15 protein-coding genes are annotated in these 14,533 nt (G+C 49.4%); 13 read left to right on the forward strand and 2 right to left on the reverse strand.

Annotation, left to right across the window (positions count from 1 at the left end; translation table 11 throughout):
* Nucleotides 1-223 precede the first annotated feature (223 nt).
* The 5 genes from CHH60_RS23270 to CHH60_RS23290 all read left to right on the forward strand — a co-directional run bounded on the left by CHH60_RS23270 (nt 224) and on the right by CHH60_RS23290 (nt 4,300).
* A complete protein-coding gene (locus CHH60_RS23270; RefSeq protein WP_095361374.1) occupies nt 224-967 on the forward strand; it encodes a class I SAM-dependent methyltransferase in 744 nt (247 codons plus the stop codon).
* Nucleotides 968-989: 22 nt separating this feature from the next.
* Nucleotides 990-1,976, forward strand: coding sequence for an MBL fold metallo-hydrolase (locus tag CHH60_RS23275; RefSeq protein WP_141236984.1), 987 nt, complete (start codon nt 990-992; stop codon nt 1,974-1,976).
* Between the two features lie 215 nt (nt 1,977-2,191).
* Nucleotides 2,192-2,527, forward strand: a complete 336-nt coding sequence (locus CHH60_RS23280) for a hypothetical protein (protein ID WP_095361375.1) — start codon at nt 2,192-2,194, stop codon at nt 2,525-2,527.
* A complete protein-coding gene (locus CHH60_RS23285; RefSeq protein ID WP_095361376.1) occupies nt 2,524-3,564 on the forward strand; it encodes an FAD:protein FMN transferase in 1,041 nt (346 codons plus the stop codon). The genes CHH60_RS23280 and CHH60_RS23285 overlap by 4 nt, the downstream gene beginning before the upstream one ends.
* 82 nt (nt 3,565-3,646) lie before the next feature.
* Nucleotides 3,647-4,300, forward strand: a complete 654-nt coding sequence (locus CHH60_RS23290; protein WP_176476178.1) for a ferric reductase-like transmembrane domain-containing protein — start codon at nt 3,647-3,649, stop codon at nt 4,298-4,300.
* A gap of 105 nt (nt 4,301-4,405) precedes the next feature.
* Here the strand turns inward: CHH60_RS23290 and CHH60_RS23295 are convergent, their stop codons facing one another.
* Complete coding sequence (locus CHH60_RS23295; RefSeq protein WP_095361378.1) at nt 4,406-4,972, reverse strand: phosphatidylglycerophosphatase A family protein; 567 nt, start codon at nt 4,970-4,972, stop codon at nt 4,406-4,408.
* Between the two features lie 195 nt (nt 4,973-5,167).
* On the opposite strand from CHH60_RS23295, the gene CHH60_RS23300 reads away from it, so the two are divergent.
* The 8 genes from CHH60_RS23300 (at nt 5,168) to CHH60_RS23335 (ending at nt 13,370) form a co-directional block, all read left to right on the forward strand.
* Complete coding sequence (locus CHH60_RS23300; RefSeq protein ID WP_095361379.1) at nt 5,168-6,223, forward strand: GerMN domain-containing protein; 1,056 nt, start codon at nt 5,168-5,170, stop codon at nt 6,221-6,223.
* Between the two features lie 141 nt (nt 6,224-6,364).
* A complete protein-coding gene (gene rph / locus CHH60_RS23305) occupies nt 6,365-7,123 on the forward strand; it encodes a ribonuclease PH (protein WP_095293274.1) in 759 nt (252 codons plus the stop codon).
* A 1-nt stretch (nt 7,124) separates the two neighbouring features.
* Entirely contained in the window at nt 7,125-7,748 is a 624-nt protein-coding gene (locus CHH60_RS23310; RefSeq protein ID WP_095361380.1) for an XTP/dITP diphosphatase, read from the forward strand.
* 397 nt (nt 7,749-8,145) lie between these two features.
* Complete coding sequence (locus CHH60_RS23315) at nt 8,146-8,988, forward strand: STM4015 family protein (protein ID WP_095361381.1); 843 nt, start codon at nt 8,146-8,148, stop codon at nt 8,986-8,988.
* 84 nt (nt 8,989-9,072) lie between these two features.
* Nucleotides 9,073-10,275, forward strand: coding sequence for an STM4014 family protein (locus CHH60_RS23320; protein ID WP_255248061.1), 1,203 nt, complete (start codon nt 9,073-9,075; stop codon nt 10,273-10,275).
* On the forward strand, nt 10,268-11,053 hold the full coding sequence (locus tag CHH60_RS23325; protein WP_095361383.1) for an STM4013/SEN3800 family hydrolase: 786 nt from the start codon (nt 10,268-10,270) through the stop codon (nt 11,051-11,053). The genes CHH60_RS23320 and CHH60_RS23325 overlap by 8 nt, the downstream gene beginning before the upstream one ends.
* Nucleotides 11,054-11,109: 56 nt before the next feature.
* Complete coding sequence (locus CHH60_RS23330) at nt 11,110-12,504, forward strand: STM4012 family radical SAM protein (RefSeq protein WP_095361384.1); 1,395 nt, start codon at nt 11,110-11,112, stop codon at nt 12,502-12,504.
* The gene (locus CHH60_RS23335; protein ID WP_095361385.1) at nt 12,501-13,370 is read left to right on the forward strand and encodes an STM4011 family radical SAM protein; all 870 of its coding nucleotides are present in this window, start codon (nt 12,501-12,503) and stop codon (nt 13,368-13,370) included. Before CHH60_RS23330 ends, CHH60_RS23335 begins: the two co-directional genes overlap by 4 nt.
* Nucleotides 13,371-13,511: 141 nt before the next feature.
* Here the strand turns inward: CHH60_RS23335 and CHH60_RS23340 are convergent.
* Nucleotides 13,512-14,533 (reverse strand): asparagine synthetase B family protein (locus CHH60_RS23340; protein ID WP_141236985.1); only part of this gene is annotated, 1,022 nt, incomplete at its 5' end.

Genomic DNA, 14,533 nt, shown 5'->3' on the forward strand with positions numbered 1-14,533 from the left:
ACCTTTAGAAAAGCTTATATATTGTTAACCGGTTTGCGGGCGCGTGACTATGTTTAACATTATATAGGGCAAATTCAGGCCGTTCAATGAACGGGAGCCGCTGGAAATCTTTGAGTTTGAAGAATAAAGAAGATACAATGACTACAAGCTTAGGTATGATCAGCCCTATATCAAGTACGTTACAGAGAGAACAGGGCCATTGACCATGTGGAGGGCGATACGAATGACGGAATGGTATGAAGAGAGCTTTGGAGAAGACTACCTTCTCGTATACAAGCACAGGGATGTGCAGGGAGCATATGAAGAAGTACATAAAATGATCAATTGGTTAAAACTTGAGCCGCAGGCACGGGTTCTGGATCTATGCTGCGGTATGGGACGGCATTCCTTGGCTCTGGCAGACGCAGGCTTCCGGGTCACCGGAATTGACCTGTCGGATGTGCTTCTGCGTGAAGCGCGGGAGATGGACACCGAGAATCGGGTGGAATGGGTTCATGCCGACATGCGTAATCTGCCGCTCCAAGGTGGATTTGATGCGGTAGTCAACCTGTTTACATCGTTCGGCTATTTTCGTGAGGATGGTGAGCAGCTCAAGGTGCTTCAGGGCATCCGTCATATGCTGAAGCCTGGCGGCAGCTACATTATTGATTTTATGAATACGGCTTACGTAACCCGTCATTTGGTTCCGCATTCCAAACGAGAGACGGAAGGGCATCGTATTGAGGAGTTTCGCCAGATCAAGGACGGATTTGTGCAGAAGGAAATTCACATTACCGATTCAGGGTCCAGTCAGAAACCCCGGATTCATGAGGAACGGGTCAAGCTATACACCCGTGAACAATTAAGTGAGCTGCTGCAGGAGGCAGGGCTTGTGGTAGATCAGGTTCATGGAGGGTATGACGAGGAGCAATATGATGAGCAGCATTCCCCGCGCATGATTTTTGTTGGTCATCGGCCTGTAGAGTAAGAACAGTAGGGAGGAGAAGAAAATGAAACGAACGGAAGCAATCAGCATGCCAGAGGGCATGCATCGGCTTCAGATCACGATGTCTTTCCCGCTGCGATGGGTGAACAGTTACGTGCTCCATGATGCTGATGGAAGGATAACCGTGGTTGATCCAGGCCCGCGCAACCAGGGAACAGAACAGGAATGGCAGGAAGCTCTAACCAATCTGGGATTGTCTTTTCAGGACATTGGTCAAATAGTGTTGACCCACCATCATCCCGATCATCTCGGCTTGTCAGGCTGGATGCAACAGAAGTCAGGCGCGCCTGTACGCATGTCTGCCAGGTCGCGTCAAGAGGCAGATTACATGTGGGGGCCGAGTGCAACCATTGATGTGGTACTGCCTGAATACTATCGCCAACATGGAATGCCGGATGAGAAGACCATACAAATTGCTGAACATATGAAGGGATTCGTCTCTCAGATCACCCCCTTGCCGGATGTGACGTTCATTGAAGATGGGGAGTGGCTGGATATGGGCGGCAAAAGGTGGGTAGCCATCGAGACAGATGGACATGCCCCAGGGCATCTATCCTTTTATGCACCAGAATCCAGTGAAATGTTGTGCGGCGATGCCGTACTGCCACAGATTTCGCCCAATATTAGCTTGCAGCCGGGAAGTGATGACCAGCCATTGTTATCTTATCTTCAGGGGCTGCACCGTCTAGGGAGTTTGGATGTCGAGAAGGCATATCCGGGGCATCGAAATCCATTCAGCGATTTTACAGACCGAACCTCTCATCTGCTGGCTCATCATGAGGAGCGGCTTCAGAAGATGGATGAACATATTTCTCAGCACCCGTCGAACGGGTATGACATTTGTGTTTCCTTGTTTGGTGATCGGTTGGGCACACATCAGCTGCGCTTTGCCATGAGCGAAACGCTCGCTCATCTTCAGGAGTTGACCCGGCGGGGGCAAATTACGCAGGAACAGAGAGCGGATGGATCATTTTTTTTCAAAAAAGCATAACGGAGTTAGTTCGAAAATAGGAAAAGCAAAAGCAATTATTCATAAGGCTAAGGCTCTGTAATGGGAGAACATCTCCCGTTCAGGGCCTATTTTGTGTATATGGAATCGGAGGAAATGGAAAGCTTTAGCCTTTCTTAACGGTTCATTCATCTGCTTTTAATCCAGGGCCCATAAGATAAGTGCATGAACTTCGCTAGAGAAAGTAGGGAAGAGCGATGAACAGAAAGAAACGAAATCAATGGAGAAAATGGCAAGCCTCAGCGATGGCAACATTAACGGTGGCTGCACTCTTTCAATATGTAAGATCCTCTGATGCCTTTGATGTTGCATATGCAGCAGCCAATGGAACAGATACCGATAGCTTACCTGCAAGTAAGTCGAATACCCGGGACGAAGTAATGGATGAATGGACAGACAGCTTTGTTCCGAATCAGGAAGAGGAACAGCACGAACGGAGCAGGTCGTATAGCCGGGATTTCAGTCAGTCTGATGGTGAATCTGACTTCGGAATCGGCAGTGGCAGTTACCAGTCACGCACAGGTGCATCATGAGCCGCGCTTCCGAGACCATGCGTCCGTTTAAGTTCAAGTTTCGTGCCATGAATACGGATGTGGAGGTTCAGCTGGTAACCGCCGGACGTGAAGAAGCTGAGCATGCAGCAGCGCTTGTGAAAAACTGGTTTGAAACACAAGAGCAGCGCTTCAGTCGGTTTATATCCAATAGTGAATTGAATCGTCTGAATCGTTCTGTGGGATGGATGCCAGTTTCTGCTGCCATGGATGAGGTATTGAGTTTGGCATACGGATATATAGGTCAAACGGAAGGGATTTTTCAACCGGGCATTTCAAAAGCCCTTCGGCAACAGGGATATGATGTCAGCTTCGAGCAGATCGGGCAGAATGAGCGCAGCATAACGCAGTCCCTTCTGCATACCTCAACCTTGGTTGCCGCATTAATTCCGGAAGCAGAGCGCGATTATACCTGTCCAGGATGGATGCACAGAGAGGGCAGCCGAATGGTACATCTGTATCCCGGGATTGAACTGGACCTGGGCGGTATTGTGAAAGGCTGGGCAACGGAACGCATTGCGGATTGGCTGCAGCGCACACTTCACATTCCTGCAGGCATGATTAATGCGGGAGGAGATATTCAGATGTGGGGTACGCCTGAGTCTTCTGCATGGACTGTGTATATCAAGGATCCTATGCTGGATAAGCGCAATCTGACAGGAAGCATTCAGTTAGACTCTGGTGCGGTTGCGACTTCGGGAATCGCACGAAGACAGTGGCAGCAGGCGGATGGAAGTCTGTCCCATCATTTGATTGACCCGCGGACAATGAAGCCGGCTGATACAGATGTGGTGCAATGCACCGCCCTAGGCCAGCATGTCTCGCAATGCGAGATTATCGCGAAGACCGTCTGTATCCTCGGAAGTGCTGAAGCGATGGGCTGGCTGAACAGGCATTATGACCGACATGATGTTTTATGGATGACCCGGGAAGGTGAATTCTGGTTTAGAGGGGATATGGATGCACTCGAAGAGCGGTGGCCAGGCTTTGAACCGGATCACTGCTTCAGCCTTATTTAAAGATGAGTATCCTGCATCCAGTTTTTTATATTAACGCAAAGTGATGGAACGATAAGTCTATCAGATATGGGGGAGCATGGCTATGGCACAATGGATTGTTGATCATGTACCAACGTGGAATATTATTCGTATTAGCGGGATAGCTGCTTATCTGCTGCTCTTTGCTGGCGTCTTTCTGGGAATAGCCCAAGGGATGCCTGCTGCCAAAGGCAAACCCAAAGCCACCATGTTCCAGTGGCATACCCGGACGACCTGGCTTGCCTTTGGACTTGGTATACTGCATGCACTAACCCTGTATATCGATCATTACAGTCCGTTTACCTGGAGTGAACTGCTTATTCCATTTAGTGCCTCAGTCCATCCTGTTGGAAGCGGACTTGGGACCTTGTCCTTTTACGCCTTGCTGATCGTGCTGCTCTCCAGTGATCTGCGTAACAAACTGGGCCGCAAATGGTGGTTTATGTTCCACATGCTGTCCTATCCTGCATTTATCGGTTTGCTGGTGCATGGCATGATTACAGGTTCCGATTCGGGGAATGTACTGATGCGTTTAATGTACGTCTTTACCGGCTTGTCCATCCTTGGCATTACGGTGCTGCGGGGGCTTTTGCGTGAACGCAAAGGACCGCAAATCACGATTGGACCCAATCATTCACAGTCACAGCCAGCCATGGAACGCCCCTGGGGCGAAGCATACGGACTCGTTGGAGCAGGGAGACAGGAACGGTTAAAATAGGCGTGATAACATCTGATGTATACGAAAAAGAAGCGGCCCAAGGGCCGCTTTTTCCATGAGCTCGTCCTTTATGGACATGTCTCATTTCCGTATGACAAATGTGGGTTAAACGACATCATCACTGACCGGTTTCTGACCTAACGCTTCTTCCAGCTCCGACTGTTTGCGGTGCGCGATTCGGCTGCTTGCTGCCGAGGCTATGGCCCCGACAATATCATCCAGAAACGTATGTACAGGTCCCAGACTTTTATCGTTCAGCCGTTCAAGTACACCAGGCTTAAGCTTGTCTACATAACCGTAATTCGTGAATCCGATGCTGCCGTATACATTGACGATGGAGAATGCGAGAATCTCATCCACGCCGTAGAGCCCTTCATCATTCTCGATCATCTCCTGCAAAGGCGAAATGAGTTGACCCTGCTCTGCGAGCAGATCCAGCTGAATGCCTGTCAGAACGGCGTTCTGCACTTCCCGCTTGCGAAGAACCTTCTCCACGTTATCAATACATTCTTCCATCGTAAGATCCGGATAGTATTTTTTCTGCAATAACATGACCAGTTCTGCGATCTCTGGGATCGTGACGCCCCGCTTGTGCAGCCATTCCCTTGTAGCGTCCGCGACTTTGCGGCTGTTCAGGCTGTAAGGGATTTTTTCTTGTTCTGGATGTTCCATGGGCGATTCCTCCTCTGAAGTTAGCAATGTCCCTACACTTGATTCCTAATACGTATTAACCCGTTTTGTGTTTCTTTCTTTCAATATTGTTTTTGCTTGGTGCATCAGGGCTTGTTTAAAAAGTAGTTATTTTTTGGACGAAGGCTCGTATACATGGTAGTACAAACTGTAAAAATGATGAGGGGGAACGTGATCATGAGTAAGATCCGATATATGCGTACGGCATCAGCAGCAGCGCTGCTGAGCATTCCGATGGTGTTGTCCGGCTGCGGCATGTTTAATGCACAGTCATCCGAGGCTATCGATCCACCGCCGCCCATCCAGGAGGCAGCTATGATTCAAGCAGCCGAGGGCAATGGGACACTCGCAACCCTTCCGCTCACAACAGTCTATTTGCAGGATCAGCAAGGATTGCTCGCTCCGGTATCACTGACGCTTCCGGCAGGTTCGGACGTTAGTAGTCCGAAGACTGCATTGGATACACTAGTAACAGGTGGTGCTTATGCAGGAATGCTGCCTGAAGGATTCCAAGGTGTTCTTCCACAAGGCACGGTGGTACAGAATGTGACCATTCATCCGGACGACAAGCTTGCAGTCGTGGAGTTCTCAGGTAACTTTGCCAAATACGACGCTAAGGATGAGCGCAAAATGCTGGAAGCCGTCACGTGGACGTTGACAGGTACACCGGATGTGGAGAACGTGCAGATCTGGGTGGACGGCAAAAAGCTGACTCAAATGCCGGTAAACAGTACTCCGCTTCCTGAACCGCTGAATCGGGCGGTAGGTATCAATCTTGATTTGGGAGACACGTTCACCACCAACAGCAGTCCAGTCACCGTGTATTTCTCAGCTGCTTCGCCTGCGGGCATTCAATATTATGTTCCGGTTACGCGCCTGGTCACACCAGGTACGGACCGGGTGCAAGCCGCGCTCAATGAGCTGATTAAAGGGCCAGCCAAGGGTGGTGAGCTGGAAGAGGTCATGACAGGCGGCACCGAATTGCAATCCGTCAAAACGGCGGAGGATGGAACCGTTACGGTTGCACTCAAAGACGATATGTTCGTCGAAGGAGATGCGGTGCCAAGCGAGCTGCTGCAGTCGGTCGTATTGACAACGACAGAAAATACAGCGAGCAAGGATGCCAAGGTTCAAATCGAGTGGAACGGCCAAAAAACAGTCATGGGTGACGATAACCGGGATTATAGTTCGCCGGTCTCCAAGCCCGAGTATATCAATGAAATTCCGATCTAGGATTGGGACAAAATCGGGGACGGGTAACAGAGTCTTTGGCGGATAGATGCTTTTAACAGAACTCTTTGGTAAAATAAAAAGGATTAGTAAAGTGTGACTCAGTTCAACAATTACAGGATGCTTAAGTCGTAGGAGGCAGAAATGATGAGATCTAACGGACGAACCAGCGAACAGCTGCGGCCGATGAATTTAACAATTAACACAAATAAATACGCCGAAGGTTCTGTACTGATTGAAGTCGGGGATACCAAGGTTATCTGTACCGCAACGGTGGAGGAACGCGTTCCTCCTTTCATGAAAGGACAAGGCAAGGGATGGGTTACCGCAGAATATTCCATGCTTCCCCGTGCAACACATACGCGGAATCAGCGTGAAGCGAACCGCGGAAAGCTGACTGGACGTACGATGGAAATCCAGCGTCTGATCGGCCGTGCACTTCGCTCTGTGGTGAACCTGCAGGCGCTCGGCGAGCGGACCATTACCCTGGACTGTGACGTCATTCAAGCAGACGGAGGGACTCGTACAACATCCATTACCGGCTCGTTTGTTGCTCTGGCACTGGCTGTGAACAAAATTGCCCAACAGCACCGCCTGCAAACCTTCCCCATCACGGATTTCATTGCAGCTGTGAGTGTAGGTGTAGTCGGAGAACAGCCTGTTCTGGATCTGAACTATGATGAGGATTCCAAGGCAAAAGTAGACATGAACCTGGTCATGACAGGTGGCGGAAAATATGTGGAACTGCAAGGAACAGGCGAAGAAGCCCCATTTGACCGCCGTGAGCTGAATGCCATGCTGGAACTGGGTGAGCAGGGGATCCTGGAGATGATTGAGCGGCAAAAAGAAGTGCTTGGACCGATTGCTCTCAAGATCGGTGCTAGTGGATTAGGAGAAGCCTAAGATGCATCTGGAAAGCCCAATCATCATTGTTGCAACCCGGAATCAAGGTAAAGTAAGAGAGTTTACCCATGCATTTGCACCACTTGGCAAAGAGGTCAAAAGCATGTTTGATTACCCCGAACTTCCGGATGTCGTGGAGGACGGGGTAACCTTTGCCGAGAATGCCTGGAAGAAAGCAAAAGCGGTAGGAGATGCACTTGGTCTTCCTGTGCTGGCCGATGATTCAGGACTTTGTGTGGACCTGCTGGATGGGGAGCCGGGTGTGTATTCGGCAAGATATGCTGGCGAAGGAGCAACGGATGCCCTGAATAATGCCAAGCTGCTTGCAGCGCTGGAATCCATCAAATCCGGTGAGGATACACAACAGCCGCTGCTCAGTCCGGCACGCTTTGTATGTGCCCTGGTTCTGTATGATCCAACAACAGGGGACAAGTTTGAAGCGGAGGGTACAGCAGAAGGCTGGATTACGAGCGAGGCTGCCGGTGGTGGTGGCTTTGGGTATGATCCTTTGTTCTATGTACCTGAATACGAGATGACGATGGCTGAGCTTACGCTGGAACAAAAGCAGGCTATCAGTCATCGTGGTCATGCACTGCGAGCGCTTGTATCCCGGCTTGAAGGCTGAATCCTGGTTAATCAGGAGTCTTATGAATCAGGTATAACAACCTAAACAAATATGAAGGCGTTAATGGAAGGAGTATCATTCCTGAAGATTGTGGAATGGACTTCGGCTATTAGCGCTTTTTTTGATATCACCAAGACCTGCACAGAATCGAAGTGTATAGAACCAAGGTATACGTTGATAATTTTTATTTTTATCCTTCCAGATACCTAGCAGAAATCTCTTTTTTATACGATTCAGAAAAGAACGCGTGTTCTCTTTCCTAATTAGTGAAGTACAGCAATTTCGCGTTTGAGAATCCGGGTGGGACCGGAGTTGGAAGAAGTTGCAAGCTCCCTGCAGGATGGGGTAACATTCAAAATAACGAATCAAGAATGAACTCAATCGGAGGGATTAACCAATGCAGGAAGTGAAGCTTACGATATCTTATGATGACTATGAGAACGGTATCCGTATGGAGAATTTGATCAGGAAATTGGCTGCCAAACCCGAAGCGGGTTCACTGGAAAGTCTGCTTATTGGAGACTGGGGACAAGCTTACGAGAGTTCTCCGGACGAATTCATGAATGTTCTTATTGAATTGGCGCCAAGTTTTCCGTCATTAAAAAAGCTGTTCATTGGAGATATGGGCTTTGAAGAGTGTGAAGTCTCCTGGATTATTCAGACCAATCTGACCCCACTTTTGAAGGCTTTTCCAGAACTGAAGTCCTTTACGGTGAAAGGTAGTAGCGGATTGAGCCTTGAACCCTTGCAGCATGCCAAGCTTGAAGAGCTGGTCATTATCTGCGGTGGACTGCCTCAGGAAGTGCTCGCTTCCATTACCAATGCTCAATTGCCTGAGCTGCGCAAGCTTGAATTGTACCTGGGTGTAGATGATTATGGCTTCGACGGTTCACTTGAAGATGTGCTTCCGCTGCTTGAACAGGGACGATTCCCCAAGCTAGTGTACCTTGGTCTGAAAGATAGTGATATTCAAGATGACATCGCCAAAGCCGTGGCGCAGGCTCCCATTGTAGATCAACTGGAAATACTGGACCTTTCCCAAGGAACATTGTCGGATGAAGGGGCTGAGGCTCTGCTTGCCAGCGACAAGATTAAGAAGTTGAAGCATCTCGATCTCAGCTACCACTACATGACAGACGAAATGCTCATTCGCTGGAAACGTTCAGGCTTATCCGTTGATGTCAGCGATCAGCAGCAGAGTGATGAAGATGACTGGCGTTATCCGTCATTAACGGAATAAGGGATGTCAGGCGTTACAACGAACCAAACAGATCAGAGACTACGATCCCAGAGTAATGAGATGCACATAGAACGGCCGTTTTGGTTGATCGGAAACCCGGATAATCGCAGAACCAAAGGCCTGCAGCAGGCAAGACTGCAATGTGGCATGAGCCCTGCTGAAGTGATCCCCTATGCTGACTTGCTCAAGACCTGGAGACAGGGTGGATCCTTGGCCGACGTGGTCAATCCAAGTTTACAACGCAAGGTTACAGCGGAAGTGGCACCCCTGATTCGAATTGATGCACCAGGAGAGCATTGGGATGTCGAGCGTGAATTGTTATCTCTAGGGGCGAAGGATGGCGATCCCAACACTGAACCATTAAGCAGAGAGTCGTTTACGGCAGAGGAGGCGCTTGAGGTGCGGCAGGATTGGGGGCGCATCTACGCACCTGCCCAATGGTTTAATGGCTGGAAAGGCTGTCTGAAGCGAATTGGAAGGGAAGTAGGTCAATTCTGGCCTTCTGCCAGATTCCTGAACGATCCAGAAGATATTGCTAACATGTTTGACAAAAGGAAGTGCCAACAGCATTTATCAGCTCACGGCGTTGATGTTCCTCCCGTTCTCCAATCTGCGGAGCGAATATTGAGCTATTCGGATCTGCGCGCAGCCATGCAGGCCTCAGGCATGTACCGGGTATTTGTTAAGCTTGCTTGTGGCTCGGCAGCATCAGGCGTTGTTGCCTATCAGGTCAACCCGCGAACGGGTGCAGAGATAGCTGTTACCACTGTGGGGATGGCAGTGGTTAAGGGAAGGCCGGTTTTCTACAACGAAGGCCGCATGCAGAGGTATACTCGCAGTGAGGAAATTAAGACTCTGCTGGACTGGTTATGTGCGGAAGGGGCTCAAATTGAACGGTGGATGGCCAAGGCTTCATACGGCTCGCGTGTATTTGATATTCGTCAGCTTGTAGCTGGCGGTCATGCAGGTCATGCGATTGTGAGGCTGAGCCAGACGCCTATAACGAATTTGCATTTACGCAACGAGCGGATGCTGCCCGAGGAAGCCGGAGTGGACGACTACAGGCTGGGTCTGGTCCACAACGCTGCTCAAACAGCGATGGCAGCATTCCCGAATTCATGGTCTGCAGGCATTGATGTCATGCTCAGTGGCGGGGATAACCCGCGTGCCTATGTTCTGGATGTGAATCCATTCGGTGATCTGCTGTACCACGTACAGCACAACGGACTTGGAACATATGAGTGGGAGATGGATATTTTGCGAAAGGAGCCTTGCGAACATGCCTGATATGAACACCATTGTTGGCTCCCATGATCTGTTAATGATTACCCTGGATACGTTAAGATATGACGTAGCGAAGCAGGAGGAAGTGAATTGTCCCAATCTGTGCGGATCGGGTTCCTGGGAGAAACGGCATACCCCAGGAAGTTTTACATATGCAGCACATCATGCCTTTTTTGGTGGTTTCATGCCTACGCCCGCCAATACGGACAAGGCCTCGCATGTCCGGCTGTTTCATTCCCGTAATACCGGATTGAAGACTCATCCGCATACCTGGCTGTTTGATACACCGGATATCGTATCTGGTTTGGCAGAGGAAGGATACCGCACAATCTGTATAGGTGGAGTCATATTTTTCACGAAAAAGAATCCGCTGGCCAAAGTGCTGCCTGGTTACTTTCAGCAGAGTTATTGGCGAATGACCTTTGGAGTTACCAATCCTCGCTCGACAGAGCATCAGGTCCAGCACGCTTTGAAGCTGCTTGAACAGATACCACAGGATGAGAAAGTATTTCTATTTTTGAATGTGTCGGCCATTCATGGTCCCAATCGCTATTTTGTGGAAGGGGCAAGGGAGGACTCTGTTGAGACTCAACGGGCTGCCCTTCGGTATGTGGATCAGGCTCTGGGGCCCTTGTTTGATGCTATGCGGGAGCGTTCGCGGCCTACGTTCTGTCTTGCGTTTTCCGATCATGGAACGGCTTATGGCGAAGATGGGTATCAGGGACACAGACTGGCACATGAGGTTGTCTGGAATGTACCTTATCGTGAATTTGTTTTATAGCATGCATTGCAACCATTTAATTGTTACTGAAAACAACCGGAGACAGGAGGCAACCGATGGATCATCCGTCTGAGTTTACAACAACAGGTCATTCCGCAGCGTCCGGATTCAATACGACCACAGGTCTTAGGGAAGTACTGACTTTACCTTATCGCTCTTATCTATACTCTTATCCGCATAAGACGGCATACCGGGAATTGGACCCGCCGCTGCCCTTGAGGCGGCTCTGGGAACGTGAAAATACCGACACGTATTTTTTATATATGCATATTCCGTTTTGCGCTGCCCGCTGCGGATTCTGCAATCTGTTCACTTTGCCTGACCGGCGTGACGATACACATGAACGTTATGTGGATGCACTGGAACGCCAGGCGAAGCAATGGGCTCCCCTCACTTCACGCAGACCGTATTCGAGGTTTGCCATTGGGGGTGGGACACCAACATTGCTGAATGAGGTTCAGTTAAACCGTTTGTTTGACATGGCGGAAAATGTGATGGGACTTGATCCCGCCCATGCTTCCATCTCAATAGAAACCTCGCCTGACACCGTGACTGAAGGGAAGCTTGCGTTACTGAAGGAACGCAGCGTGGACCGCGTCAGTATGGGGATTCAGAGCTTTATTGAAGCGGAGGCTGCAGCAATTTATCGCCCTCAGAAACCACTGGAAGTAGAGCGCGCACTGGAGAAGCTTATGCGGTACGACTTTCCTTTGCTGAACCTGGATTTGATCTATGGTCTGCCCGGCCAAACGGTAGAGTCATGGCTGTATTCGCTTGAACGTGTCCTGTCTTATGAGCCAGGAGAGATTTTCATTTACCCGCTGTATACCCGCGAGAATACAATCGTGAAGCCGGAGGATATTCAGCGCCAAGGGCCGGATATTCGCATGGAGCTATACACTGCGGCAAGAGAAACATTAAAAAGCAGGGGATATATTCAGTATTCTATGCGCAGATTTGCAAAAGAGTCATCCTCGCATGCAAGTAAAGAGCTGCTGCCGTACAGCTGCCAGGAGGAAGGCATGGTTGGTCTTGGATGCGGTGCCCGTTCCTATACCAGCGAAGTACATTATGCATCAAAATATGGAGTGAGCTATAAGGCTACCCAGAGCATCATCGCCGATTATGTGGCTGCCGAGCGATATGATGTAGCTGATTATGGCATTGTGCTGAGCCGGGAAGAGCAGAAACGCAGATTTATTTTAAAAGCGCTGCTGCATCGGGAAGGTCTGACTTTGGATGATTATCTCCAGCGGTTTGGAAGTGAAGTTATGACGGATTACGCCTGGCTCTCAGAACTGCTGACAGAGGGAATGGCTGTGATTGAGCAGGAGAATGAACATCAGGTGCTGCGTTTAACCGAAGAAGGTCTGGGATATTCCGATGCTATTGGAGATTGGTTAATATCTGCCGAGATTCGCGAGCAAATGGAAGGGTTTGTGTTCTCATGAGAGCAACCTTGTATTATCGGGGGAAGCTGTCGTCCTGTAATTATGATTGTCCCTATTGTCCGTTTAGCAAAACTGTGGATTCCAAGGAGACGCTGGAAACAGACGAACAACAATTACGTCAGTTCGTGGATTGGGTGAAGGCTCAGGAAGAGGTTGGACACGAATTGTCCATTTTCTTCAATCCATATGGTGAGGCGCTGGTACGGCGTTGGTACAGGGAAGCCATGGTTGAGCTGTCACATATGCGCCACGTCCATAAGATTGCTGTGCAGACGAACCTTTCCGTTAAGTTGGATTGGGCCCGTGAATTGAATTCCGGGACAGCTGCTTTCTGGGCAACCTATCATCCTCGTGAGACCAAGGAATCTTCTTTTATTAAACAATGCCTTACTTTGCGTGAAATGGGTCTTGAATTCAGTGTGGGCACGGTGGGACTCCGCAGTGCATTTCCTGCCATTCAGTCCATGAGAGAGGCGCTGCCGGACGATATCTACATGTGGATCAATGCCTTTAAGGATAAGCCTAATTATTACGAGCCGGAAGAGGTTGCCTATTTACGGTCGATCGATCCGCTGTTTGAGGGGAACTTACGGGATTATGAGAGTTATGGCAAAGGCTGTGCGGCCGGCTCGGAGGTATTTTATGTGCAGGGTTCGGGGCATGTAAAAAGATGTTACAAGGATCGCCGGATTATTGGCCATTTGTACCGTGACGGGTTGGAAAAGCTGTCTGCGGATCGGCCCTGCAGGATGAAAAAGTGCGGCTGTTATATTGGATACATTCATATGACGGACTCTCCATTCAGGGAGATTTATGGCCGTGGCTTGCTTGAACGAAACCCGGAATCCGCTGTGATGACTCGATGATTTACTAAAGTAAGATGGAGATTAGGAATGCTTCTGAATAATGCTTTTGGCTAAACAAAGACGCGATAATAAATAAAGAGGGTGCCCAGGTGAATGCATAAATGCTATTCACCAAGCACCCTCTTTTTAAACTACATTCTGTTAACGAATGGCAACCTTATATGTGCGCAACCAGGAATTAATCTGTGTCAAGTAAGCAAATAGCTGTGGACCGGACATGAGCTGCCCAAACCAGGGCAGATTAGACGAAGCATCAGGTGAAGATGCCAGCTTGCGAATCTGGGCCTTGTCAATCAAAGGCAGAATCGGCGAAGATGCATCATCAAGGATATCCAGCACCTGCTGCTTAACGGCCGTCAAATATTCTGGATTATGTGTTTTGGGATAAGGACTCTTTTTACGATATAAAACATCGTCAGGCAATACACCCTCTAACGCTTTTCTCAGGATTCCCTTCTCACGGCCGCCCGTTATTTTCATTTCCCAGGGAATGTTAAATACATATTGAATCAGGCGATGATCACAGTAAGGAACTCGAACTTCGAGCCCTGCCCCCATACTCATTCGGTCCTTCCGATCAAGTAGGGTAGGCATGAAGCGGGTGATGTTCAAATAGGACATGACACGCATTTGTGCTGCCTTTCCGGTCTCCCCATCCAGCAAAGGAACCTCAGCCACAGCATCCGAATATCGGTCAGCAAGATAGTCCAGTGGTCTGATCCACTCCCGAATGTCTGCAGATAACAAACCTGCCCGCATGTCAGGTGCTACCGACCAAGGGAACGTTCCCGAATTCAGCATCTCGTCCCGATGGAACCAGGGATACCCTCCAAACACTTCATCGGCGGCCTCCCCCGAGATGGCGACGGTTGCCCCTTTCTTGATTTCCTTACAGAACAAATAGAGAGAAGAATCCACATCCGCCATTCCGGGCAAATCCCGAACTAACATGGCCTGATTCAAAGCATGAACCAACTCTCCGTTCTCAATCTCGATCCAGTGATGATCTGTCTTCAGTTCATCCACCATACGCTGGATCCAGGGACCATCTGCACCAGGCTGGAACGAGTGCGCCTGAAAGTGCTTGGCATTATCCACGTAGTCAACAGAATACGTACTGACTTGACCTTGACCCGTTCGGTTGTAATAGTCTACGGCCAGTG

This window comes from Paenibacillus sp. 7523-1 (assembly GCF_002276415.1).
GTDB classification, from domain to species: domain Bacteria; phylum Bacillota; class Bacilli; order Paenibacillales; family Paenibacillaceae; genus Paenibacillus; species Paenibacillus illinoisensis_A.